Below are 24308 nucleotides of genomic sequence, written 5' to 3' on the forward strand. Positions count from 1 at the left end.
AGATGAATTTTGCCGACGACCAATACAACGCCGCCAGCTCCTTCGCGTATACAATGATCGTGGTTGACGACGAACCTGTAGATGACCCTGTCGAACCAGAACCGGCCGTTGAGGTTAAGACGCCTGGTAGGCGCGATGTTGCGGCCGCCAAGAAGGTTGATCAGAAACCTGAAGCACAACGCTCACATCCGCTAGACGCAAAAGGATTGATAAAGAGTGCCCTAGACTTGGGGCTTGTCTGCTCGGTTGTTAATCCGACTGGTGATGAAGGTAGTGTAGCAAAAAGTGTCGCTAAGGCCTCGTTGAGAGCTGATATCGTATCCTTAGACTGGCACATGAATCACGGTGATGATGGCGAGCTAGCATCCGAGATTATTCAGGAAATTCTTCGTGGGGATGAGGCCATTGGAGGACGCCTGAGATTGATCGCGATCTACACCGGCAACAAGGATCAGGGAGCCATCCTTGAAAAAATCGCTGAAAGGCTCAACGCAGCTGAGGAAATCGCTGGCAACGTTTCTAAGACAGGTGATGTCCTTACCAACTCGTCTGGTTTACGTATAATTTGGCGTGAAAAATCAATGGGCAATGAAAAATTGGCCAATGCCGTTTCCGAGACGCAACTTCCAAAAGAGCTGTTGGAGGCATTCTCAGAGTTGTCGAATGGTCTACTTTCGAACGTCGCGCTCGCAACGATCTCCTCGATGAGAGACACGACGCATCATGTTTTGAGCAAATTTTCGTCAGAACTCGATGGTCCATTCTTTCACCACCGCGCACTCCTTAAAAATTCTTCGGATTCGATGGATTATGCAGTTTCTGTCGTAATGAGCGCGTTGAAGTCGGAGGTGGATAAGTCAAAAGTCACGTCGAAATATACAACAGTAGACGCAATAAAACGTCGCTTAAGCCTGATGCCTCAGAGCCCTGAAAATTTTACACTCCGGTACTCGAAAAAGGATCAAGAAAAGGAATTTAAGCTGCATATTGACGATGTCATTTCAATTATGGAACGTGGTTTTTCCGCTTGGCCAGATGAGGACAAGCAAGCAGCTGTTGGGCGGCAACAGGATAAGCAAGCCAGCCCAATGCCGCCAAAGGATGCGTTTTCCAAGAGTTTTTCTACTCTGTTCTGCGATACCATTGAGGCGGCAAGTTTCTCCATGCGGCAGTTCTCGTTCTTGACTAACTCTCAGTCAAGCGAGCTCAGTATGGTACACCGAAAAGCACCGCCAAAATTGGGGCTAGGATCAGTCATTTTCTCGGATGCTGACGGCGGCTATTTTTTATGCTTACAAGCGACCTGCGATACTGTTCGTGGGGCTGGATTATTTTTCTTCGTACCGCTCGAAGTCGTGAATAGTGATACTCCTGATATCGTTGTTCCCCATGGAAGAAATGGAGCGCTTATCAACTACGTGGGCCTTTCGGTTCCGCCAAAGTGCTACACCAAATCCCTGTCTCTCGATTTTGGTGTGATAAACGATGCCATAGGGCATATCCCAATATGCTATGATGAGCAGAGAGAGATTTACCATGTCCCGGATGCCAATAATACGGACTATCGCTGGCTCGCAAATCTTAAGTACAAGCGGGCACTTAGAATTGCGCAGAATATGAGCCAGGAAATTTCTAGGATCGGCTTCGATGAATTCGAGCCATTTCGTAAAGGTTAGCTGCCACCTAGTCTGGGGTCAGCAGTATGCCAACGATTTTGCAATCTGTATGGCGTGCCGCCTAATGAATTCTGGGGGCAACGCATTCCCGATCATTAAGGCAACTTTTCCGCGACCTTCAGTGAGGTCAAACCGATAGTCAGCAGGAAACGTTTGAAACAATGCCGCTTCACGCAAGCTAATCGCACGATCTTCTTCCGGGTGCAGGTATCGTCCCTTTGATGGATTCCCGCAGCCACCTGTCATCGTAGGGGAAACTTTGTCCCAAGACATGCGCCCATAAACATCGCGAAAGCCAGACTTCTTGTTTTTATGACAATCAAGCACAAGATGTTCTGGTAGAGATGTTCTCGATCCCCCGTCCTTCGGTATATTGCGGATGATTTCCTCTACGTGCGGAGCCCTGTTTGGAAAATGGTCATGCAGCGGGTCACCTGCTTCACCAACGGGTGCAAGCCGAACGGCATCGAGACATTTCCGAACTGTAATAGTCTCTGACTTTTCAGCACCCTCAACTTGGCCAATTTTGGATGCGAGCAAAATCATTCTGTATCGGCGCTGAGGAACGCCGTATTCTGAAGCATCCTCCACCCTTACGTTTTTCCGCCCAACCTTGTAACCGAGGACTGATATTCTCTTAAGGAAAGTCTTCATGCGGTTATCTTGCGCCAAAGCCGGCACATTCTCCATCATGATAGCTTTGGGTGAAACAGCCTCAACAATCCGCAGAAACTCAAACAGAAGATCGTTACGGTCATCTGCGACTGCATTAGATTTTTTGCGAGTTCGTAGCGTTGAAAAACCCTGACAAGGTGGGCAGCCAGCCAGCAAGTCTAGTTCTCCCCGTTTCAGGCCGATGGTCTTCAACAACGCGGCCGCTCCCACTTCACGTATGTCATTTTCAAAGCAATGAACATCAGAGTGGTTAAGCCGATAAGTTGCGGCGGGGATTTTTTCCTTTTCGACACCAGCCAACACGTTAAAGCCCGCCTGTTTCAGTCCCAGTGTCAGTCCGCCAGCCCCACTAAACAGGTCCACCGCTGTAAGTTTTTTTTGGGGCTCCGGTGTGGATTTGGCCTTCATGGTCAGTTTTTGCCTTGTAAGTTCAAGCGAAAATTCCGCTAAGTACTTGATTTTAAGATGTCAATTTTTCTCTCATTAATACCGTTTGCCCGCATTTTCCTCAAGTCAAAATTTGGCGCTTTCAAGGCGTCGGGTGCTCGGCGGTCTTTCGCAAACAGTGCCGAAAAATGTAGATGCGCGAAGTCCAACCGGAAGACCCGGCCTCCTGAACAAGATCGGTTCTTGTTGTTGAATTTCGGCCTTGCTTTGAAGATACCAAGGCCATGAGCATACTTAAGGAACCAATACACCCCGGTGAAGTCCTGAAAGAGCTTTACCTTGATCCTCTGGACATGGGGGCAATCGCGTTTGCGCGGCGTTTGGATGTGCCTCGTACGCGGATCGAACGGTTGATCAAAGGAACAACGGGAATTACGCCTGATACTGCACTTCGCTTAGCACGCGTCTTCAACACAACGCCAACTTACTGGGTGAACTTGCAGACGAATTTCAACCTATCGGTTGCGGCGAAAACAGTCGACGTTTCCAAAATCGAGCCGCTCATCGCACCCTAATGCGTCAGACCCCGGTCCATCTCGACCTCCCGCTCTTCTAGCTCTGTCTCAACCTCTCTTCGGCGGCTTTCACTAACTTCAAGCTGGTCTCTAGTTGCGTGCGCAGCTTCCCGTAGTTCGAGCCCTCGCTCAACAAGCCGTTCAACGCATCCACGGACGCCACTTGCGATTGAATGAGCACCGACACGCAGGCGGCCAATCCATCCATCTGGCTCTGCAACTTGGTCGTCGAGCGTGCTTCTAACCCGCTCAATTCCTTTGCTGAGACTTCGCAGGCCGTCACCAACCGCTCGACGCAGGCGAGCAAGTCGCGTTCCAAGGCTGTCAGGGGTGTCGTCATCTAATTCTCTTCGATTTTGATGCAGGTCACTGGTCTGCCGCCCAGTGTGCAGGTCCTCAAGTGCGTCTTGGTCGGGTCCAGCACCAGCCAGGTCCCGTCCTCCCTGTCGATCCGTGTCAGGCCCAAGTCCGTCAGTTCCGAGCTGGCCAGCATCAGCGTCCAAAGCAAACTCGCGGCCATCATCGAGACGATCCCCACCAAGAACGTCCCCGTGATCAGCCAGGGCGAGATCGTCAGCCAGCTCTTGTTCTGTCGCAGAAAGGTGCGGGTATCGATCTCGATTGTATGCTGCGCGTTGGTCGCAATGCTGTTCAAATCGGTCCTGAAGCTCTCCAGCTGGGATGCCATCGAGGCGGCGTAGTCCTGCCGGATCGTGTCCAGTTCCGCGTTCAGCTTCTCGCTCAGCCGGGTCGGCTTGCCAGTCTTCATGGAAAATCTCTCCTTTCAAACGCCAGCGTTCGTCCGTGTCGGGGTCTTGGGCGGTCAGGTAGGCTTTGCCGACGCGAGGCAGGTCGAAGCCTGCGTCGGCGAGCGCATCAACCATGCTGGCGCGGTCAGTGATCAAGCCAACGCTGATCTGGTCTTGCAGCCATGCGTGCAGCTCGTCGCGGCCTTGGGCACGGGTTGGGGTCTCGATGGTGTCGCGCACCTCTTGGGTGCGCTCCAGCTCCATCGGATCGGCCCAGCCGTGGCGCTGGTTCATCACGTCGCGCAGGCTGTCGAAGGCATTCTGATATCCGGGCGGCGCGATGTTCAGGCTCCGCCCTGAGGTCAGCTCCAAGCGCGGCGTGCAGAAGTGAAGCTCGACACGGTCTTCGTGGGTATTTCGGACCCAGAGCACCTCATATTGCGTCGGGTCCAGCCCCGCGAAGGCCAGACGCTCGAACCCGTCCATGACCTCGGCCTGCTGTTCCTCGCTCGGAGCATCCTCTGCGGCAAAGCTGATCACGCCTGCGCGGTAGGTCCACTGGTGGCGGCTGGCATCGATCAGGCCTCGGTGCGCTCGGGATTGCCGCGCAGAACCTCCGGCAAAGGCTCACGGGTCACGGTCATTGGCTGGCCGTCAGCATCGCGGATCAGGTCGCGGTTGTCGTCATAGGCCAGCACCTTGTCTGCGACGAGGTAGCCGACCGGACCAGAGCCCGCACCTTTGCCGTTGCGGAAGAACTTGATCAGCATCGACGGGACGCCTCAATGATCTGGGCGAGCTGGCGTTCAATGGTCAGCAGACGGCGCGCAACTGTGAGCGCGTCGAGGTCAACGCCACCGGCCAGCATTGCGCGGTTCAGCCAGCGTGCGATCTGGTTGAGGTTGCCGCCGATGCGCCCGACGGCCAGCACCAACGCCGGGTCAACGCGTGGGATGGGCTTGCGACGGCGGGCCTCAGTCAGGCCCAAAGCCTCGCGCAACAGGGTCGCTGCGGGCAGACCAGCGGCCTCGGCCTTGGCGCGCAACTGGGCCTTCTCTGCCGCTGTGCACCGGAAGACAAAAGTCTCGGTGAGCGGCTCTTTGGTGCGAGGTTTACCCGCGCCGGTGGGGTTCGAAGGGGAGGCTTGCCGCCCCTCGCAAGGTCCCGTGTCATCGGCGCAGCCGTATGACATGGGTCGCCTTGCTGTTTGCATTTCGGTCGGATCGGTGACGCTCATGATCTGAGGCCTGCGGCTTGGATTTGGGCCTCGTTTACCAGCTTCGACGCCAGCAATCTGTCGATCTGCTTGGCCGTGATGTGCTTGCACATCGGACTGCGATCACTAATCCAGCAGGCCAGCCGTTTGTGGTGATCCGCCTCCAACGCCGCCGCCTTCTCTCGGTCTTCCGCTTGCTTCTCGATATAGGCCCGCCAGCGCCGCGACAGAAACAAGTTGTCGGAAAAGCAGACCTTGGAGCGGGTAAACCCTGCGCTGTCGTTCGCGTAGGCTTGGACGGCCTTAAGTAAGTCCTCCCGCCTGATCCCTTCCTTCATGGCCTCTTCGATCTGGGCAAGGCAGGTGGCTTTGCCGCGCAACCGGTCCGATGGATAGGCCGCCAAAATCTTCTCAGCTTCTTTATCCGCCACCGCCTCGCGCCTGCGCGTAGGTGGTTTATGGATGGTTTTTTGGATGGTTTGGGGGCCGTGGTGGCCCCGGTACCCCGGCCACAGTGGCCCCCGTACCGGGGTCAGACTGGACGGGGGCCACTGTGGACCCCGTCTCAATCTTGGGTTCAAGCGTCGGCTCCAACTCTTCGACCTGGGTCAGATCGATGCGATAAACGACCGTGAATCCATTCTTGCAGGTCCGCGCGCCAGTCTCGACCAGAATGCCTTCCTTCAGGAACTCGCGGACGGTTCGCTTGACTGTGGTCTCGCCCAGCTCGGTATGGCGCTGGATCGTGCCCTTAGAACACCAGATGCCTGAGCCGTCATCGCTCGCCTTATCGGCCAGAAACATGATGATCTGCTTGCGCGTTGCGCTGCCGAACTTCCGTTCCGCGCATGTGTTTGCAACCCGCCAGCTCATTGGAAGGCCCAAAACTGCGCAAAGACATGCAAATTTTGTACAGGTTTTGTACGAGATTTCCGCCATTTCAGCAGAATTCGATGCGAAAGCTCGCGGGACTTTCTGCAAGCTTCTGCACAAAGCCCTGTAAATAGGCCATATTTTAAAGGTGTTTTTGGTGACCCCGATTGGATTCGAACCAATAACCTGCCCCTTAGGAGGGGGCTGCTCTATCCAGTTGAGCCACGGGGCCACGGTGCACGACCTGCGGTGCATGCTTTACCTTGCCCGGCGGGGTTTGTCATCCATTGTTACGATGACACATTGCGGACGCGGGCACTGTATTTTTGCCAATGGGCAACGTGAGGCTGTGTTACTATCGCAGATGTGGCGATACCTCCATCCTATGCGCACAAAACGCTCGCGCCATCGACGGTGTCGATGTGGCGTGGAACCTCTCGGGTATGAATGTTCGCATCCTTGGTCTTAAACCTCCGTCACAGCTTCATCCAGCTTGGCCTCGGCCCCGCGCCGGCCTCGCTTACAACATGCAATCTTCTCGCCCGCTCGGTAACGTCGCCAGACCCGAAATGCGAACTGCGAACGAAGGTAAACGCGAGGATTCTTTAGACGATTTTCGGGGCCTTGGCGGCAGATGCATAAGGTAGATCGGTGAGGTCGCTTGAAGTGCTGGGCTGGTTCGCGCTAACATAACCGCAAGTCTTATTTTCAGGATCACTTCTTTGACACGACATGACAGCCGCCCGCTCACCCTACGTGATGTCTCCGAAGCTTCGGGCGTGTCAGAAATGACCGTAAGCCGCGTGCTTCGGAATCGCGGCGATGTATCGGAAAACACAAGGAAAAAAGTTCTCGCAGCGGCCAAACAACTTGGCTATGTGCCCAATAAAATTGCCGGAGCTCTGGCAAGTCAGCGGGTCAATCTGGTCGCTGTAATCATCCCGTCGATGTCGAATATGGTCTTTCCTGAAGTGATGACCGGCATCAGCCGCGCCCTTGAGGGCACCGATTTACAGCCCGTGGTCGGAATTACCGATTATCTCCCCGAAAAAGAGGAAAAAGTGCTTTACGAGATGCTCTCGTGGCGCCCCTCCGGCGTGATTATCGCCGGATTGGAACATTCGGACGCTTCGCGCGCGATGCTGCGTGCGGCCGGAATTCCCGTGGTCGAGATCATGGATGTGGACGGTATGCCGATCGACACAATGGTCGGCATTTCGCACCGGGTTGCGGGCGAAAAGATGGCTCAGGCAATCGTAGAGGCCGGATATAAACGGATCGGCTTTCTGGGCACGAAGATGCCTCTCGACCACCGCGCACGAAAACGCTTCGAAGGCTTCACACAAGTCATGGCCAAAGCCGGCATAGAAATGGCGGATCAGGAATTTTACTCTGGCGGATCAGCCCTGGCCAAGGGGCGCGAGTTGACCGAAGCGATGCTCAACCGCACACCGGACATTGATTTTCTGTATTATTCCAATGACATGATCGGCGCAGGCGGCTTGCTCTATCTCCTCGAAAAAGGTGTCGATGTGCCGGCGCAAATCGGACTCGCGGGGTTCAACGGGGTTGAACTGTTGCAAGGCCTGCCACGCCAATTGGCAACGATGGATGCCTGCCGCAGCGAGATCGGCCGCAAAGCCGCCGAGATCATTGCCGAACGTACAACCAACCCCGAGAGTGATCTGCCGAAGAAAATCGAGATGACTCCGGTGATCTCGTTTGGCGATACGCTGAAACGGTAACCCGTCATGCCGGCGTCACACCGCGCCGCGAGGCCCGCGAACATGCAAACCGCTGCCCTGCCTCGCTATGCAATATATTACACGCCGCCTGCGGGGCCACTGGCCGATTTCGGCGCGGCGTGGCTCGGCTGGGATTGCGCACATGGATGCGCCCTGCCACATCCGCAGATCGACGGTGTGCCACGCCAGATTGCCGACATCACCGAAACGCCGCGTAAATATGGTCTACACGGCACACTCAAACCGCCGTTTCATTTGGCCGATGGATGCGACGAAACCGGTCTAATTACCGCTCTTGAGCATGTCAGCGCGACGCTAAAGCCCGCGATTTTGGACGGGTTGGAACTGGCACAACTGGGGCGGTTCATAGCGCTGATCCCACGGGGGGAAACGACAGGGTTGGCCGATATCGCAAGCGCATTGGTCGAAGGTTTAGATGGTTTTCGTGCCCCGCCCAGAGCCGCAGAGATTGCCCGCCGCAATCCCGCGCATTTGAACGACGCGCAACGCCGTCATTTGGAGCGCTGGGGCTATCCCTATGTGTTCGACCAGTTCAAATTCCACATCACGCTCACCGGTAAACTACCCAAGGCGGAGGCAACACAGACCCGCAAGGTGTTGGCGCCTCTCCTTGCCCCGATCCTTCCCGCACCGTTCGAGGTGCGGGAGGTGACGCTTTTACGTTCGGATCACGCCGGACGGTTTGTGCAAATCGCGCGCGTGCCGCTCGGCGGTTAACCTCAGCCGACCTTCAGCACGATCTTGCCAATATGGCCGCTGCTTTCCATCCGCGCATGGGCTTTTGCCGCGTCTTCAAAGGCAAACTCACTGTCCATCACCGGTGCGATTTTACCCGCGTCGAGCAGCGGCCAGACATCCGCCCGCAAGGCCTCCGCAATCCGCGCCTTCGCCAGATCGCTTTGCGGACGCAGCGTTGATCCGGTGATCGTCAAGCGTCGCATCATCACGGGGGCAAAGTTCATTTTCGCCACAGCGCCGCCGAGAAACGCGATTTGCACCAAACGGCCCTCCATTGCCAACGCCTTGATATTGCGCGGTATATAATCACCACCCACCATATCCAAAATCACATTCGCACCGCCTTCGGCCTTCATCACCTCGACGAAATCCTCAGTGCGATAGTTAATCGCTTTTTCCGCGCCCAATGCCACGCAGGCGGCGCATTTCTCGTCCGAACCGGCGGTGGTAAAGACCCGCGCGCCCATCGCTTTGGCCAATTGAATCGCCGTTGTGCCGATGCCGCTCGACCCGCCATGCACCAAGAAAACCTCGCCCGCTTTCAATCCGCCGCGTTGAACCACATTGGAGAAAACCGTGTAAAATGTCTCGGGCAAACAGGCTGCCTCTTTGAGGCCCATGCCGGTGGGAACGGGCAGGCAATGCGCGGCGGGGGTGGCGACATATTCGGCGTATCCGCCGCCGGGCAACAGGGCGCAGACCTGATCGCCAATCGCCCAGCCCTGCGCACCCTCGCCGATGGCGACGATCTCTCCCGCAGCTTCCAAGCCCGGCAGGTCGGAAGCGCCGGGGGGCGGGTTATAAGCACCGGCGCGTTGCAATGCGTCCGGACGGTTAACCCCGGCGTAGGCGACTTTGATCACCACTTGACCGGCCGCAGCGGTCGGGACGGAGCGAGAGCAAGGTTTCAACACCTCCGGCCCGCCGGCTTCGGTGATCTCGATCGCACGCATGGTTGTTGGGAGTGTATCGCTCATTGCGTCTTCCTTTTTTAGTGAGTTTCGCTGCGGACGCTCAACGGGTCCAGCGCCCCGGCATATGTGCCCCGCCCTGCGGCGGTTTGATATGGGACGCAAGCGCCATCGGCCCCGCCATCAATTTCGACAAAAGCGGGTTATCGCGCACAGTGGCTTTAAGCTTCTCGATCTGCATCACATTATCGATGCGCCGATCAAGGAATTCCCATGTGGCGGCGTGGTCTTCGCTATCATCACCGAGCCAATAGAGCACGGTAGAGCTATAAACCCCGGACAGAGTGGCGCGCTTGGAATACCAATTGAAATCATCCGAGGTATCGCCCAGCGCCGTCCAAATCGCATCACAGGTGCCCCAAATCGCGCGGGCGCCATCGGGCGCATTTTGCGGCAGGGCAAAAAGCGTGGTGCCGCGGCGCACGGCTTCTTTATCGGTGGAGGCCTCAAGCCGGTACCGAACAGCGGCGGCAATCCGGTCGCGAAACCGCATCGCGCTCAAATCCGCAGAGGCCAGCCGTTCCAACATCAACGCATCACCGCGCGCATGATAGGCCAAGGCCAGATCCAAGGCCCCACGCGGACACAGCGCCCGCGCCAGAGCTGGCTCAACATCCGCATCATTGATCGCGGCGGTGAATGTCGCGTCTGTCCATCCGTCAAACGCCACATGCATCAATGCAGCATCCAACAAACGGTCCTTCACAGCACGATGTGCCTCGGCGCTTTGATCAGTCTCGGGCATGGCGGCCTCCTTCCGGGAGATTTATCAGCATACTAGACATCTAGGGCGCGCTTTGCTATATGGCCACCTCCTGCAATTTTGCAATTCAACTTAGAAAGGTGGTGAAAACCACATGCAGGTTAGTGTTCGCGACAACAATGTCGATCAGGCGCTCCGCGCTCTGAAGAAAAAGCTGCAGCGCGAAGGCGTTTTCCGCGAAATGAAGCTCAAGCAACATTTCGAGAAACCGTCGGTCAAAAAAGCGCGCGAGAAGGCTGAAGCGATTCGCCGTGCCCGTAAACTGGCACGTAAGAAGCTCCAGCGCGAAGGTATGCTCTAAGAGCAGGCTTCACAGCTTTTGACACGATGAGAATACAGCCCCCGTTGCCGCAAGGCTGCGGGGGTTTGTCGTTTGAGGCCGTGATGCACGGCGCAAATCCGCAGCACCGGCCCTCTTCGCGCGCCATGTAATTGTGTCTACCAAAAAGGGCGTTTATCGATCCTGTCGCAGCGACGACAGCCGCCTTGGCCAAGTGACACAGGCGGATTTGAGCAAGGCAGACACAGTGTGTCTATTGGCGGGTGCCAAAATCACCGTCAGCCCCAGCGTTGCGCCGCCGCGGCCATGCGGGTGCCAAACCGGCGGGCGGTTTCGGCATCGCCGCTGCTGATCATCAGGCTTTTATCGCGCACCGATGTCGCGCCAAGCCCAAGCCATGTGCCGCTTTGATTGATATCAGGTTTGCCCGCATCCACCGGTGCACCGATCTCTTGTTGTCCTACCCATAGCATCCCGTGTTGCGCGGCAAAGACCGTCAATTGCACGAGGGTCGACAGTTTGTCACCGCTTGGAAACGTTCCAACAGAAAAGCCCCCCGCCAGTTTATTCGCCCATATCTGACCCGCCCAAATATCGCTGCTCGCATCCATAAAGGTTTTGAACCCGGCTGCGGCGCTGCCCATATAGGTCGGCGCGCCAAAAAGAATTGCATGTGCTGCGGCCAATGTGGCCCAGTCCGCCGCCGTCATTGCGGTGACATCAACCAGAACGGCCCGCGCGCCTGCCGCTTCGACGCCCGTCGCGATGTGTTCGGCCAAACGCCGCGTATGGCCTGCACCGGAGCAATAGGCCAAAGCCACAGTTTGCACCGCGCCGCTCATGCCCGGGCATCCGACAGGATCATCTCGCTGGCTTTTTCCGCAATCATGATGGTGGGTGAATTGGTGTTCCCAGAAATGATGCGCGGCATGACCGAGGCATCCACCACGCGCAGCCCCGCCACCCCCCGCATCCGCAAGCGCGCGTCCAATGGCGCGCTGTCCTCTGCACCCATTGCCACGGTCCCGACGGGATGGAAAATTGTCGTGCCTACATCGCCGGCCGCCCGCGCCAGTTCTTCGTCACTCTGCGCGGCCATTCCTGGTTTCATCTCTTCGGGCGCATATTGTGCCATCGGGGTCTGCGCCATGATGTCCCGCACCTGCCGGATCGCATCGACCGCCACGCGCCGGTCGCCTTCGGTGCTCAAGTAATTCGGCGCGATTTTTGGCGCGACCTTGGGGTCATTGCTGATAATATCGACCCGTCCACGGCTTTCGGGACGCAGATTACAAACGCTCGCTGTCATCGCAGGGAAATCATGCAAGGGCTGACCAAAAGCTTCCAAAGATAAGGGCTGCACGTGATATTCCAAATCCGCAGTCGCCAACCCGTCGCGGGATTTGGAGAACGCGCCCAATTGGCTTGGCGCCATCGACATCGGACCAGAGCGGCGCAGGACGTATTCAAGCCCGATCTTGCCCTTGCCATACAGCGAACTCGCCATGGTGTTGAGCGTCTTCGCCCCGGTCAGTTTCCACGCACAGCGCAATTGCAGGTGATCTTGCAAATTGCCGCCAATGCCGCCGATATCACGCGCCACTTCGATGCCCTGCTCCCGCAGATGATCCGCCGGCCCAAGCCCTGAAAGTTGCAAGATTTGCGGACTGTTGATCGCGCCTGCGGACAGGATCACCTCTCTGCGGGCGCGGGCGGTTTTCACCTCACCACCCTGCTCGTACGCGACCCCGACACATCGACTCTGTTCCAGCAGGATCCTTTGTGCGTGGGCCTTGGTTTCAACCTTCAAACAATCCGTTTTAGCCGTGCGCAAAAACGCTTTGGCGGTGTTCATCCGCCATCCGCCACGTTGGTTGACCTTGAAATATCCGACGCCCTCGTTGTCACCGCGATTGAAATCCTCCGTCGCCGGAATTCCCGCCGCCACGGCGGCATCGCGCCAATCGTCGAGAACCTTCCAATGCAGGCGCTGATTTTCCACCCGCCATTCACCGCCAGCGCCGTGGTCGTCGTTTTCACCGCCAAAATAATCCTCGGATTTCTTGAACATCGGCAGGACGTCATCCCATCCCCAACCCGAGAGCCCCATTTGCCGCCAACCATCATAATCCGCCGCCTGCCCACGTAAGTATAGCATGCCGTTGATTGATGAGCATCCGCCCAGCACCTTGCCGCGCGGGTAGAGAAGCTGCCGCCCGTTCAACCCGGCATCAGGGGCAGTTTTATACATCCAGTCGGTGCGCGGATTGCCAATGCAATAGAGATAGCCCATCGGGATATGCACCCAATGATAATTGTCCTTGCCACCGGCTTCCAAAATCAGCGTGCGGTGCCCTGCTTCGCTCAACCTCTTGGCCAAAACGCACCCTGCGCTGCCGGCACCGACGATGATATAATCCCAATCCATCTGGCTACTCCCCAACCGAATACGGCACAGAGTAACGCCCGCAGCGGGAATGGCAACGCCACGTGATGTGGTGGCGGGTTCTCACCAAAAACAGGTCCTATTCCACCCAGATTCGATGTTTCAGACGGGCAAAGCCGTGGTTTTGAAAACCGTGCGTAATGCGAAGGACGATTGCATCTGCGCGACGCCGGGCAAGCGGGTGAGATATTGCCGGTGGATGCGGGCAAAATCATCAGTGTCGGCAGCCACCACTTTGAGAATGTAATCCGCCGTGCCGGCCATCAAATGACACTCCAAAACATCCGGCACCCGCGCCACCGCCTTTTCAAAGGCATCGAGAACCTCATCGGCTTGCGCCTGTAGTTTGATTTCGACGAACACCGTGGTGGGCAAGTCCACCTTGCGCGCATCAAGCATGGCGACATAGGCGCGAATATAGCCGTCTGCCTCAAGGCGTTGCACACGGCGGTGGGTCGCGCTGGCCGAAAGGTTCACCCGTTCTGCAAGCGCTGCATTGGAAAGGCGCCCTTCGCGTTGCAACACGGTCAGGATCTGGCGGTCGTGTTGATCAATATCCATTGGCAGCCTTTTCATTCTCGCTTGCACGCAGGTTAGGACAAGGCGCGCGCGCATGCGAGGGGCGAAATGCAATCGTGTCGCCATATCTGTTCCACCGCGTTTGCGGTTTTGTGCGCGGACCAAAAACGCAAACGGCCCGCCACCCAAGACCGGGCAGCGGGCCGCTAGAGCGTCGATCAGGCGTGCTTACTTCTTGGCAAGCGCGTCACGGATCTCTGTCAGAAGCTCAAGCTCGCTCGGGCCTGTGGGCTCTTCCGCTTTCACTTCTGCTTCTTTCTTCTTGGTTGCATTCACAGCCTTGACCAACATGAACACCACGAATGCGATGATCAGGAAATTGATGATTGCCATGATGAACCGGCCATAGGCAAAGACCGCTGCGCCAGCTTCCTCGGCCTCGGCGATCGAAGCATATTCACCTTCGCCCAAAAGCGCATAGAGGCCGGCAAAATCAACCCCGCCCATGAACAGGCTGATGATCGGATTGATCAAATCGGCCACCAACGATCCAACAATCGCCGTGAACGCCGCGCCGATGATGATCCCGACGGCCATATCCATGACGTTGCCCTTGGCGATGAAATCTTTGAATTCTTTTAACATTTTTCTTCCCTCGTGTTGTGAAGCGCTGTTTTCTATTCTTGCCCTGCGCGCAGACCATAGCACGAATTCGCACATGTTAATGACTGTTCACAGGGGGAAAAACGCTTAGGTTGGCGCAAATATCACATCATGTGCGAAGGACTGCTTTCATGACGCCACTTTCGAACCACCCCATCCAGAACCGTTGGCCCGCTGCTGATCCCGGCAAGCTACAGCTCTATTCTTTTCCGACGCCCAACGGCGTGAAAGTCTCGATTATGCTCGAAGAGATCGGATTGCCCTATGAGGCGCATCTGGTCACCCTGTCCGACGCCGATGTGAAAAGCCCCGAATTCCTCGCGCTCAATCCCAATAACAAAATTCCCGCGATCATCGATCCTGACGGTCCGGATGGGGCACCGATGCCGTTGTTCGAAAGCGGTGCGATCTTGATCTATCTGGCCGAAAAAACTGGCAAGCTGCTGCCTGCGCAGGGTGCCAAGCGCCATGAAGTTCTTCAATGGGTGATGTTTCAAATGGGTGGGCTTGGCCCAATGTTGGGACAGTTTGGGTATTTCTATGCTTTTGCGGGCAAAGACATAGAAGACCCGCGCCCGCGCGACCGGTATATCGGCGAAGCAAAGCGGCTCTTGGCCGTGTTAGAGACACAAATGGAGGGCCGTGACTGGATTGCGGGGGATTATTCCATCGCTGATATCGCCATCGTGCCTTGGCTACGCGCGCTTGATTTTTACGACGCCTATGAGGTTTTGGGTTGGGATAACTTCCCGCAGCTTCAGAGCTACATCGAACGGTTTTCGAAGCGTTCTGCGGTGCAAAAGGGTCTAAATATACCGCCGCGTCCGGCCACCTGACGCCGCCTACGGCCCTGCCCCTGCATGCCACAGGTCACCGGCGGTTGATGCCGGTGACCTTGACCCCTGCCCGCGCAATTTGCGAAACTGCCCGAAACCTCCCGCCGGCTCGCCGGAGCACAGAAGGAGGCACGTAACTTCGGGGCACATGGTTGTGAAGAATGCCGATACATTGACGCAGGGCCATTTTCGGGACCCGACCTTTGACGATGTCAAAGCTGCGGCTCTGGCGCGCGGCGGGTTCGTGCATGATATGCTCAACCACGTTGCGGCGTTTCTACCCGCCCCCTCCGACAGCGCGACGGCGCGCAATCTGGTCGTCAGTTTCGACAATCTTTCCGCCATTCGCGATCCCCGCCGTATGCCATGGGAGGCGAATTTTCTGCTTGGTCAAAGCTGGAGCATTTTGGGCATCATGGGGCGGATCAATGATTGGTATCGCCACGAAGATGTTTGGGATCTCTTCGATGTTCTGCGGCGCGAAAAGTTTTTTGAACGGTTCGATCATGTGGCAATGTATGGAGCCTCTATGGGCGGATATGGCGCGCTTACCTTCGCCCCCGCCGCTCCGGGGTGCACGGTTTTGGCTTTTGCCCCGCAAAGCACGCTTGACCCCGAATTGGTGCCTTTTGAAAAACGCTATCGATACGGACGCAAGCAAGGCAATTGGGGCGGGCGATATACCGATGCTGCCGATGGCGTGCGCGCGGCAAAACGCGCCTATATCCTGTATGACCCGATGGAACGCTATGATCGGATGCATGTCGAACGGTTGGACGGGCCCAATGTCACGACGCTGAAACTGCCGTATCTGGGGCATAAAATTCCGCTACAACTTAAACGGATGGGAATTTTGAAATCCCTAGCCGTGCCGGCACTGCAAGGAAATTTGGATGAGGCCGCGTTTCACCGGCTGTTTCGGGCGCGGCGCACATCATTGCCGTGGATGGTCGGGTTTCTGGATCGCTGCTTGGAAAAGGGACATCATCATGCCGGGCTGGCTCTGTCGGAAAAATTGATGGAAAACGAAAGCAACTGGAAGTTGCGCAAACAGCATCGCGCCTTGCAAGAGGCCGTCGCACAAACCCGCAGCACGCCGCCCAAACCCTCGGACGCCGCCGAATAATCTGCGCGGCGAAGCTTGCCAAATCTGCCGGTTTTGCTCAAGAAGGGCGCAAATGACAGGTAAAGAGGCACCCATGGCCAATCCGCTCTATGACGCGCTTTTCGGCATTCACGCCGGCAAAGACACACCGTTTTTGATCTCACCCGAGGGCGAGACCCTGACCCATGGCGCGTTTGTAAGCATGGCGGCACAGTTTGCCCATGCTCTGCGCGCTGGCGGATTGGATGTTGGCGACCGTTTGGCGGTGCAGCTTGAAAAATCGCCTCAGATGTTGGCAATCTATGCGGCCTGCACCCAGGCCGGGGTCATCTTCTTACCGCTCAATACGGCCTATACCGGCGCGGAAGTGTCCTATTTCGTCGAAAATTCCGGAGCAAAATTATTCCTATGTGATCCGGCGCGCGAGACGGAGTTGGCCGGTGCGTTGGCCCATACCGGTGCGCGGATCGAAACATTGGATGCGCAGGGCGCGGGCCGTTTCGCGGCGATGGCCGACGCTCAGCCTGACAGGTTCGACACCGTGTCACGCGCACCCGATGATCTTGCGGCCTTTCTCTATACGTCCGGCACCACAGGGCGCTCCAAGGGCGCGATGATGACGCATGAGAACCTGTTGTCGAATGCACGCACTTTGGTCACGGAATGGCGGTTTAGTGCCGAAGATGTGCTGATGCATGCCTTGCCGATTTTCCACACGCATGGGCTTTTTGTAGCCAGCAACGTGATGCTTTTGGCGGGTGGATCGATGTTGTTTTTACCGAAGTTTGATCTGGAAACGGTCCTAAAGTTAATGCCGCAGGCGACGGCGATGATGGGCGTGCCAACCTTCTACACCCGTCTGCTCGATGACGCGCGGTTCGATCGTGCATCGACCAAACATATGCGGCTTTTCATCTCCGGCTCTGCTCCGCTTTTGGCGGAAATACACAAACAGTTCGAAGCACGCACCGGATTGCGCATTTTGGAACGCTACGGGATGACCGAAACCAATATGATCACCACCAATCCCTATGAGGGCGAACGCCGCGCGGGCACCGTGGGGCCGGTATTGCGCGGAGTAGAGTTGAAGATCACCGACCCCGAGACCGGCGCCGAAATGCCCGATGGCGAGATCGGGTCGATAGAAGTGCGCGGGCCCAATGTGTTCAAAGGCTATTGGAAGATGCCCGAGAAAACCGCCGAAGAATTGCGCGCGGACGGATTTTTCATCACCGGCGATCTCGGGGTGCGCTCGGCGGATGGCTATGTGACGTTGGTTGGGCGCGGCAAGGATTTGATCATCACCGGCGGATTCAACGTCTATCCCAAAGAGATCGAAAGCGTTTTGGATGACCAGACCGGTGTATTGGAAAGCGCCGTAATTGGCGTGCCGCATCCCGATTTTGGCGAGGCCGTCGTTGCGGTTCTTGTGCCAGAGGCGGGCACATCACTTGATACGTCACGTATCGCCACGGCGGCGGCGGAGGTTTTGGCAAAATTCAAACAACCCAAAAGCTATGTTGTGATGGATGCCCTACCTCGCAACACCATGGGCAAGGTGCAAAAGAACCTGCTGCGGGAGGCGCACGCAGATCTCTTTGCTTGATGCAAAACGGCGCGCAGGTTGCCCCGCGCGCCGCCCCGAAACAGTCTCTGTTCGGGCCTAACTTGCGGCAACCATCAGCCCGTCAGCAGTGGCTTTTTCCAAGGTTTCATCCAAGGATTTGCGCGCCCGTTCAATGAGCAAATCGACTTCCGCCTTGGTGATCACCAACGGCGGACAGATGATCATCCGGTCACCGACATGACGCATCACCAGATTGTTTGCAAAGCAACGGTCGCGGCAGATATAGCCAATTGTGCCGGGGTCAGACGCAAATGCTGCGCGGCTGGCTTTGTCGGGGGTCAAGGCAACCGACCCCATCAGGCCGACAATCTTTGCTTCACCCACCAAAGGATGATCGAGCAAACCTTCCCATTTCTCTTTGAGGTAGGGCGCGATCTCGCGTCCCGCGCGATCAACGATGCCTTCTTCCTCCAACAGCCGCAGGTTTTCGAGCGCCACAGCGCAGGCCACCGGATGACCCGAATAGGTGTAACCGTGGTTGAATTCGCAATTGCCGATGACCTCGGCAATCTCGTCGCTCACGATGGAAGCGCCGATCGGCATGTATCCGGACGACAACCCTTTGGCGACGGTCATGATGTCGGGGCGGATGCCTAGGGTTTGACTGCCAAACCAATTGCCGGTGCGGCCAAACCCGCAGATCACTTCGTCGGCAATGAGCAGGATTTCATATTTGTCACAGATGCGTTGGATTTCCGGCCAATAGCTATCAGGTGCAACAATCACGCCGCCAGCGCCTTGAACCGGTTCGGCAATGAAGGCTGCGACCTTGTCTTCGCCCAGCTCCAAAATCGCCTGTTCCAATTGTTGCGCACGTTCAAGGCCGAAATCTTCGGGGGTCGCATCGCCGCCCTCGGCCCACCAATTGGGTTGGTCGATGTGGTGAATATCAGGGATCGGAATGCCACCCTGTGCGTGCATTCCCGCCATACCGCCAAGGCTGGCAGCTCCGACGGTCGAGCCGTGATAGGCATTTTTGCGGCTGATGATGGTTGTCTTGGTTGGCTTGCCTTTTTCCGCCCAATAGGTGCGCACCATGCGAATATTGGTGTCATTGGCCTCGGAGCCGGAACCGGCATAAAACACATGGTTCAAATCACCGGGGGCAAGGTCGGCAAGACGCTGCGACAGAGCGATGACCGGCACATGGGTGGTTTGGAAAAAGCTGTTATAATACGGCAGCTCGGTCATCTGCCGCGCGGCGACATCGGCCAACTCCTTGCGACCATAGCCGATGTTGACGCACCAAAGCCCCGCCATCCCGTCAAGGATCGTTTCACCTTCACTGTCGGTCAAATAGATGCCGTCTGCGCGGGTGATGACCCGTGCGCCTTTTTCGGCAAGCTCCGCCTGATGCGAGAACGGGTGGATGTGATGCGCGGCGTCGAGGGCCTGCAATTCAGCGGTGGGCATGTGGTTTGTGATGGTGGCCATATCTGGGCCTCCTTGGATTGGGGTGGCGGGGGCGCCGGTTGGCAGGGCCAAGGGGCGGCTTGTCAAAGCTGCGGTCAGAATATGATCAAATTAAGCCGAGTCAATCGAATCGCTGACCGATATGCGGCATATCGAGACTTTGCGCGACATGAGTCATGCCTTGGCCCACATCTTCGCGGATCGCTTGGGCGGCAGCTTCGGCATTGCCGGCACGCATGGCGGCGAGCATGGATTTATGCATATCCGGCAAATTTTGCGTGCCAATCCTCCCGCAAATCACCCGCAAAGACGGCCCGAACCGCAACCAAAGCCCGCGCGCCATATCCGCCAAAATCGGAGCCTGGGCCAAATCGTAAAAGCAATCGTGAAACCGGTAATTCTGTTCCAGATACTGACGTTGGTCGCCGCGCGCGATTGCCGCATCAAGCGCGATGTCGATCGCCTCCAGTGCGGCAATGTCCTCAGGGGTCGCATGCGCGCAGGCACGGCGCGCCAGCTCAGGATCAAGATGTTGCCTTGCATATATAATTTCCGAGACATTCGCCGCCGTAAGATCCGGGACGATAACCCGCCGGTTGCCCAAAAATGCCAATGCACCCTCGGCGGTCAGGCGGCGGATCGCCTCGCGCACCGGCGTCATACCCGCATCAAGCCGCGCGCTCAAACCCGCGATGGTCACGGCTTCGCCCGGGGCCAGTTCGCCAAATAGAATCAGATCGCGCAAGGCGCCATAGATCACTTGATGTGCCGGTGCGCCGGCCGGTGTGATGGGCGCGCTGGTTGATTGTTGGGCATCTGCAGCAATTTTCATCTTCCCCTCCGATCCTCCGGGCATCTGATCCCTTGCCAGTTTAGCGCGACCATGAATAGATTGCTATACTGCCCACAGAGGCAAAACTTGATCAAATCTATGTCGCGGCCATGCGTGCGCGGCAAAGACCCCGATCCGAAGATTTATGGGAGAACGATATGAAACATCCAATGATGACCATGACCGCGACGCTTGCGCTCTGCGCGGGGGCGGCAATGGCCGAGGACGTGCGGGTTTACAACTGGTCCGATTATATCGACGAAGAGTTGCTGACCAAGTTCGAAGAAGAAACCGGCATCAACCTGATTTACGATGTGTTCGACAGCAACGAATTGCTGGAAACCAAAATGCTGGCTGGCGGATCGGGCTATGATGTGGTCGTGCCCACGGGCACCTTCTTGCAACGCCAGATTACCGCCGGCGCGTTCCAAAAGCTCAACATGGCGCAATTGCCGAACCATGTGAACATGTGGGACATGGTCGAGGCGCGCACGGCACAATATGACCCCGATAACGCCTATTCAATCAACTACATGTGGGGCACCACGGGGATCGGAGCAAACCTTGGCAAGGTCACCGAAGTACTTGGCCCCGATGCACCGGTCGACAGCCTTGCGTTGGTATTTGATCCGGCGAATATGGAAAAGCTGTCTGAGTGTGGTGTGCATTTCCTTGACGCACCTGCCGAAATGATCCCGGCCGCATTAAAATACCTCGGAGAAGACCCAAACAGCCACGACCCCGAGGTCATCGCCAAGGCCGAAGCCGTGTTTACCGCCGTGCGCCCCTATATCCAGAAATTCCACAGCTCGGAATATATCAACGCGCTGGCGAATGGGGACATCTGCGTTGCGGTCGGTTGGTCCGGCGATATCTTGCAAGCGCGTGATCGCGCGGCAGAGGCCGACAATGGCACCGAAATCGTCTATTACGCCGCCAAGGAAGGCGCGCAGATGTGGTTCGACCAAATGACGATCCCGACGGATGCCCCGAACCCCTCGGGCGCGCATAAATTCCTGAACTTCATCATGGATGCGCAAAACATGGCCGCGGCGTCCAACTATGTCTATTACGCCAACGGCAACCTCGCGAGCCAAGAGTATTTGGAAGAAGATGTGATCGGGGATCCGGCAATTTACCCGTCAGCCGAAACCATGGAGAACCTCTTCACCACCACGCCGTATGACGCCAAGGTGCAGCGGGTCGTCACCCGTCTTTGGACCAAGATCAAATCCGGAACCTAACGCGCCCATTCCCACCCGCGCACCGGCGCGGGTGGTTGCCTTCTGCCCCACGGAACTGACCCGAAACGGCCCAAACCAGAGAGAACATCTGGTGCTTTATGACACAGGAACAGGGACTAATATGGCTCAAAACGTCTTCGCCCCGTGGGATGATCCCACCGAAACGCCTCTGATCCAATTCAAAGGGGTGACCAAAAGGTTTGGCGATTTCGTTGCAATTGATAACCTGACCCAAGATATCTATGCCCGCGAATTTTTCGCGCTGCTCGGCCCGTCGGGCTGTGGCAAAACCACGATGATGCGCATGCTGGCGGGATTTGAGGCCCCTTCCGAGGGACAGATATTGATCGCTGGCACGGATATGGCGCATGTGCCGCCAAACCTGCGCGCGGTAAACATGATGTTCCAAAGCTACGCTCTGTTTCCGCATCTGTCCGTCTGGGACAACATCGCCTTTGGCCTCAAACGCGAGCGACACACAAAAGACGCGGTCAGCGCGCGGGTTGAGGAGATGCTCAAACTGACGCGATTGGAGAAATTCGCCAAGCGCAAGCCCCACCAGATTTCCGGCGGGCAACGCCAAAGGGTCGCCTTGGCCCGCAGCCTCGCCAAAGCGCCAAAGCTTTTGCTTCTGGATGAACCTTTGGGCGCGCTGGACAAGAAATTGCGTCAGGACACGCAATTCGAATTGATGGACATTCAAGAAAAGACCGGCACCACATTTGTCATCGTCACCCACGACCAAGAAGAGGCCATGACCGTTGCCTCGCGCGTCGCGGTGATGGATGAAGGCCGGATCATGCAGGTTTCGACCCCCGCACAGATCTATGAGGCGCCAAATTCGGTTTATGTCGCGGATTTCATCGGCGACGTGAATATCATCGAGGGAACCGCGTCGCCTTCGGTAAACGGGTATGAGGTCCGCTGGGCCGAGGGGCACGCACCGCTCGTCGCCAAGGCTTCGCAGGTGCTCCGCGAAGGGCAACGCATTAGCTTGGCCATTCGCCCTGAAAAAGTCTCTATCTCCGCCGAAAAGCCAGAAAACAGCGTCAATGCGATCGAGGGAAAAATCATCGACATCGCCTATCTTGGCAATCTGTCGACCTATCACGTTGAGGTCGCAGGCGGCATCATGGTCAAGGCACAAACCGCCAATACGCGGCGGCTCTCGCGCCGCGAGTTGACGTGGGAAGATAAAGTCTGGCTCAATTGGACCGACACCGCCGCCGTTGTGTTGGAGCAATAGGAATGCGGCGGTTTTTCCTCATTGCGGTGCCCTATATTTGGTTGCTTGCGCTGTTCTTGGTGCCCTTTCTGATCGTTTTAAAAATCTCGCTCTCTGATACGGCGCTGGCGATCCCGCCCTATACACCGCAACTGGATTTCGGGGCCGGATGGGACGGAATTCGCAACTTTTTCGCGGCGTTGGATTTCGAAAACTTCACCTTCCTGACCGAAGATGCACTCTATTGGAAAGCCTACCTGTCGAGCCTGAAAATCGCAGCCGTTTCGACGTTTTTCACCCTGCTCGTCGGCTATCCGATCGCCTATGCGATGGCCAACGCACGGATCGAGTGGCGGCCCACCTTGATGATGCTCATCATCTTGCCATTCTGGACCAGCTTCTTAATCCGCGTCTATTCATGGATGGGGATATTAAGCCAAGAGGGCTACCTGAACCAATTCTTGATGTCGCTGGGGCTGATTTCCGAACCGTTGATCATCCTCAACACCAATTGGGCCGTCTATATCGGCATCGTCTACACTTACCTGCCGTTCATGATTCTGCCGATCTACGCGGCGCTGGAAAAGCTCGACGGAGCGCTGATCGAGGCCGCCGAAGATCTCGGCTGTTCGCGCCTCTCGGCGTTTTGGCTGGTGACTTTTCCGCTGTCCAAAGGCGGCGTTATCGCGGGGTGTTTTCTGGTCTTCATCCCGGCGCTCGGCGAATTTGTTATCCCCTCGCTATTGGGCGGCTCGGATACATTGATGATCGGCAAGGTCCTGTGGGAAGAATTTTTCTCCAACCGTGACTGGCCAGTGGCCAGCGCCGTCGCCGTGGTGCTTTTGTTGCTGCTCATCGTTCCAATTATCCTCTTCCAACGCAACGAGCAAAAAGCGCGGGAGGCGGATCAATGAAACGTATGTCATGGTTCAATACAGTCTCTATCACACTGGGATTCGTGTTTTTATACCTGCCGATGGTGATCCTTGTGGTCTACTCGTTCAACGCCTCAAAGCTGGTAACCGTTTGGGCCGGATTCTCGACCAAATGGTATGTCGAATTGATGGGCAACGAGGCCTTTTTGGATGCGGCATGGGTCACGGTCAAAGTTGCCGTGCTGTCTTCTACTCTGGCGACGGTTCTCGGTACGATGGCCGCCTATGTTCTGGTCCGCGCCGGACGTTTTCACGGGAGAACACTCTTTTCCGGCATGATCTATGCCCCCTTGGTGATGCCCGAAGTGATCACCGGCCTGTCGCTCTTGCTGCTGTTCATCGGGATTGGATTGGACCGCGGGATTTTCACCATCATACTCGCGCATACCACATTTGCGATGTGCTATGTTTCGGTCGTGGTCTCGTCGCGTTTGGTCAGCTTTGACCGCGCGCTTGAAGAGGCTGCGCTTGACCTTGGCTGCACACAATTTCAAGCTTTCCGCTTGGTGACCCTGCCGATTATTGCACCTGCGGTGATCTCGGGCTGGCTTCTCGCCTTTACCTTGTCGCTCGATGATCTGGTGATTGCCTCCTTCACCGCCGGGCCCTCCGCCACGACTTTGCCGATCAAGATTTTCTCGGCTGTGCGTCTTGGGGTCAGTCCCGAGATCAACGCGCTTTCGACCATCATGATCGGGATTGTAACCGTCGGCGTAATCTCGGCTTCGCTGATATCCAAACGCGCCAGCCTGCGACAACAGGCCGAAGAACAAGCCGCCGTGCGAACCTAAGAT

28 protein-coding genes and 1 tRNA gene are annotated in these 24308 nt (G+C 56.7%); 13 read left to right on the forward strand and 16 right to left on the reverse strand.

The genetic code is table 11. From position 1 onward, the window contains the following. Nucleotides 1–2: 2 nt before the first annotated feature. Nucleotides 3–1676 carry a response regulator receiver domain gene (locus DI396_RS10860; RefSeq protein ID WP_110796235.1) on the forward strand — a complete coding sequence of 558 codons (1674 nt, stop codon included), beginning with the start codon at nt 3–5 and terminating at the stop codon, nt 1674–1676. An 18-nt stretch (nt 1677–1694) separates the two neighbouring features. Here DI396_RS10860 and DI396_RS10865 read toward each other — a convergent pair whose 3' ends face one another. Further along, entirely contained in the window at nt 1695–2759 is a 1065-nt protein-coding gene (locus tag DI396_RS10865; protein WP_110796236.1) for a DNA cytosine methyltransferase, read from the reverse strand. Nucleotides 2760–3022: 263 nt separating this feature from the next. Between DI396_RS10865 and DI396_RS10870 the strand changes: the two genes are divergently transcribed. After that, nucleotides 3023–3313, forward strand: coding sequence for a HigA family addiction module antitoxin (locus tag DI396_RS10870; RefSeq protein WP_110796237.1), 291 nt, complete (start codon nt 3023–3025; stop codon nt 3311–3313). 37 nt (nt 3314–3350) lie between these two features. Here DI396_RS10870 and DI396_RS16750 read toward each other — a convergent pair whose 3' ends face one another. Together DI396_RS16750 and DI396_RS16755 are read right to left on the reverse strand one after the other, a co-directional pair. Next, the gene (locus DI396_RS16750; RefSeq protein ID WP_235851844.1) at nt 3351–3653 is read right to left on the reverse strand and encodes a hypothetical protein; all 303 of its coding nucleotides are present in this window, start codon (nt 3651–3653) and stop codon (nt 3351–3353) included. Next, the gene (locus DI396_RS16755) at nt 3654–4082 is read right to left on the reverse strand and encodes a hypothetical protein (RefSeq protein ID WP_235851845.1); all 429 of its coding nucleotides are present in this window, start codon (nt 4080–4082) and stop codon (nt 3654–3656) included. Between DI396_RS16755 and DI396_RS16945 the strand changes: the two genes are divergently transcribed. Then, nucleotides 4081–4422, forward strand: a complete 342-nt coding sequence (locus tag DI396_RS16945; protein ID WP_407936310.1) for a hypothetical protein — start codon at nt 4081–4083, stop codon at nt 4420–4422. The two genes, DI396_RS16755 and DI396_RS16945, sit on opposite strands and share 2 nt — an antisense overlap. A gap of 218 nt (nt 4423–4640) precedes the next feature. Here DI396_RS16945 and DI396_RS16765 read toward each other — a convergent pair whose 3' ends face one another. From DI396_RS16765 to DI396_RS10890, 5 genes are all read right to left on the reverse strand, one after another. After that, nucleotides 4641–4832 carry a hypothetical protein gene (locus DI396_RS16765; protein ID WP_235851833.1) on the reverse strand — a complete coding sequence of 64 codons (192 nt, stop codon included), beginning with the start codon at nt 4830–4832 and terminating at the stop codon, nt 4641–4643. After that, nucleotides 4826–5299: a plasmid mobilization protein gene (locus tag DI396_RS16770; protein ID WP_235851834.1), complete on the reverse strand. Its 474-nt coding sequence runs from the start codon at nt 5297–5299 to the stop codon at nt 4826–4828. Before DI396_RS16770 ends, DI396_RS16765 begins: the two co-directional genes overlap by 7 nt. Next, nucleotides 5296–5709 (reverse strand): hypothetical protein, encoded by a 414-nt coding sequence (locus tag DI396_RS16775; protein ID WP_235851835.1) that lies wholly within the window; start codon nt 5707–5709, stop codon nt 5296–5298. Before DI396_RS16775 ends, DI396_RS16770 begins: the two co-directional genes overlap by 4 nt. Nucleotides 5710–5734: 25 nt before the next feature. Beyond that, the gene (locus tag DI396_RS16780; protein WP_235851836.1) at nt 5735–6151 is read right to left on the reverse strand and encodes a hypothetical protein; all 417 of its coding nucleotides are present in this window, start codon (nt 6149–6151) and stop codon (nt 5735–5737) included. A 155-nt stretch (nt 6152–6306) separates the two neighbouring features. Further along, nucleotides 6307–6383: transfer RNA gene (locus DI396_RS10890), tRNA-Arg, on the reverse strand. Nucleotides 6384–6873: 490 nt separating this feature from the next. On the opposite strand from DI396_RS10890, the gene DI396_RS10895 reads away from it, so the two are divergent. Continuing rightward, complete coding sequence (locus DI396_RS10895; RefSeq protein ID WP_110796238.1) at nt 6874–7896, forward strand: LacI family DNA-binding transcriptional regulator; 1023 nt, start codon at nt 6874–6876, stop codon at nt 7894–7896. 42 nt (nt 7897–7938) lie between these two features. Next, on the forward strand, nt 7939–8634 hold the full coding sequence (locus DI396_RS10900; protein WP_110796239.1) for a DUF1045 domain-containing protein: 696 nt from the start codon (nt 7939–7941) through the stop codon (nt 8632–8634). 2 nt (nt 8635–8636) lie between these two features. Here the strand turns inward: DI396_RS10900 and DI396_RS10905 are convergent, their stop codons facing one another. Next, nucleotides 8637–9632 (reverse strand): NAD(P)H-quinone oxidoreductase, encoded by a 996-nt coding sequence (locus DI396_RS10905; RefSeq protein WP_110796240.1) that lies wholly within the window; start codon nt 9630–9632, stop codon nt 8637–8639. A 37-nt stretch (nt 9633–9669) separates the two neighbouring features. After that, on the reverse strand, nt 9670–10371 hold the full coding sequence (locus DI396_RS10910) for a COQ9 family protein (RefSeq protein ID WP_110796241.1): 702 nt from the start codon (nt 10369–10371) through the stop codon (nt 9670–9672). A 112-nt stretch (nt 10372–10483) separates the two neighbouring features. On the opposite strand from DI396_RS10910, the gene rpsU reads away from it, so the two are divergent. Further along, complete coding sequence (rpsU, locus tag DI396_RS10915; RefSeq protein WP_110796242.1) at nt 10484–10690, forward strand: 30S ribosomal protein S21; 207 nt, start codon at nt 10484–10486, stop codon at nt 10688–10690. Nucleotides 10691–10947: 257 nt separating this feature from the next. Here rpsU and DI396_RS10920 read toward each other — a convergent pair whose 3' ends face one another. The 4 genes from DI396_RS10920 to mscL all read right to left on the reverse strand — a co-directional run bounded on the left by DI396_RS10920 (nt 10948) and on the right by mscL (nt 14279). Continuing rightward, nucleotides 10948–11511 carry a flavodoxin family protein gene (locus DI396_RS10920; RefSeq protein WP_110796243.1) on the reverse strand — a complete coding sequence of 188 codons (564 nt, stop codon included), beginning with the start codon at nt 11509–11511 and terminating at the stop codon, nt 10948–10950. After that, entirely contained in the window at nt 11508–13097 is a 1590-nt protein-coding gene (locus DI396_RS10925) for a GMC family oxidoreductase (protein ID WP_110796244.1), read from the reverse strand. The genes DI396_RS10920 and DI396_RS10925 overlap by 4 nt, the downstream gene beginning before the upstream one ends. A gap of 120 nt (nt 13098–13217) precedes the next feature. After that, nucleotides 13218–13676 carry an Lrp/AsnC family transcriptional regulator gene (locus DI396_RS10930; RefSeq protein WP_110796245.1) on the reverse strand — a complete coding sequence of 153 codons (459 nt, stop codon included), beginning with the start codon at nt 13674–13676 and terminating at the stop codon, nt 13218–13220. 186 nt (nt 13677–13862) lie between these two features. After that, nucleotides 13863–14279: a large conductance mechanosensitive channel protein MscL gene (gene mscL, locus DI396_RS10935; RefSeq protein WP_110796246.1), complete on the reverse strand. Its 417-nt coding sequence runs from the start codon at nt 14277–14279 to the stop codon at nt 13863–13865. 149 nt (nt 14280–14428) lie between these two features. On the opposite strand from mscL, the gene DI396_RS10940 reads away from it, so the two are divergent. The 3 genes from DI396_RS10940 to DI396_RS10950 all read left to right on the forward strand — a co-directional run bounded on the left by DI396_RS10940 (nt 14429) and on the right by DI396_RS10950 (nt 17844). Next, nucleotides 14429–15133, forward strand: a complete 705-nt coding sequence (locus DI396_RS10940) for a glutathione S-transferase N-terminal domain-containing protein (RefSeq protein WP_110796247.1) — start codon at nt 14429–14431, stop codon at nt 15131–15133. Nucleotides 15134–15281: 148 nt separating this feature from the next. Further along, nucleotides 15282–16259, forward strand: coding sequence for an alpha/beta hydrolase (locus DI396_RS10945; protein ID WP_110796248.1), 978 nt, complete (start codon nt 15282–15284; stop codon nt 16257–16259). A 73-nt stretch (nt 16260–16332) separates the two neighbouring features. Continuing rightward, nucleotides 16333–17844 (forward strand): malonate--CoA ligase, encoded by a 1512-nt coding sequence (locus DI396_RS10950; RefSeq protein ID WP_110796249.1) that lies wholly within the window; start codon nt 16333–16335, stop codon nt 17842–17844. Nucleotides 17845–17901: 57 nt separating this feature from the next. On the opposite strand, the gene DI396_RS10955 is transcribed toward DI396_RS10950, so the two are convergent. Together DI396_RS10955 and DI396_RS10960 are read right to left on the reverse strand one after the other, a co-directional pair. Further along, nucleotides 17902–19299, reverse strand: coding sequence for an aspartate aminotransferase family protein (locus DI396_RS10955; RefSeq protein WP_110796250.1), 1398 nt, complete (start codon nt 19297–19299; stop codon nt 17902–17904). A gap of 100 nt (nt 19300–19399) precedes the next feature. Further along, nucleotides 19400–20110: a GntR family transcriptional regulator gene (locus DI396_RS10960; protein ID WP_110796291.1), complete on the reverse strand. Its 711-nt coding sequence runs from the start codon at nt 20108–20110 to the stop codon at nt 19400–19402. Nucleotides 20111–20268: 158 nt separating this feature from the next. Between DI396_RS10960 and DI396_RS10965 the strand changes: the two genes are divergently transcribed. The 4 genes from DI396_RS10965 (at nt 20269) to DI396_RS10980 (ending at nt 24305) form a co-directional block, all read left to right on the forward strand. Then, entirely contained in the window at nt 20269–21354 is a 1086-nt protein-coding gene (locus DI396_RS10965; RefSeq protein ID WP_110796251.1) for a polyamine ABC transporter substrate-binding protein, read from the forward strand. 121 nt (nt 21355–21475) lie between these two features. Beyond that, complete coding sequence (locus tag DI396_RS10970) at nt 21476–22600, forward strand: ABC transporter ATP-binding protein (RefSeq protein ID WP_110796252.1); 1125 nt, start codon at nt 21476–21478, stop codon at nt 22598–22600. A gap of 2 nt (nt 22601–22602) precedes the next feature. Continuing rightward, entirely contained in the window at nt 22603–23493 is an 891-nt protein-coding gene (locus tag DI396_RS10975) for an ABC transporter permease subunit (protein WP_110796253.1), read from the forward strand. Beyond that, nucleotides 23490–24305, forward strand: a complete 816-nt coding sequence (locus DI396_RS10980; RefSeq protein WP_110796254.1) for an ABC transporter permease — start codon at nt 23490–23492, stop codon at nt 24303–24305. The genes DI396_RS10975 and DI396_RS10980 overlap by 4 nt, the downstream gene beginning before the upstream one ends. The last annotated feature ends 3 nt before the right edge of the window (nt 24306–24308 follow it).

Origin of the sequence: Litorivita pollutaquae, from assembly GCF_003205515.1 — a bacterium.
GTDB classification, from domain to species: domain Bacteria; phylum Pseudomonadota; class Alphaproteobacteria; order Rhodobacterales; family Rhodobacteraceae; genus Litorivita; species Litorivita pollutaquae.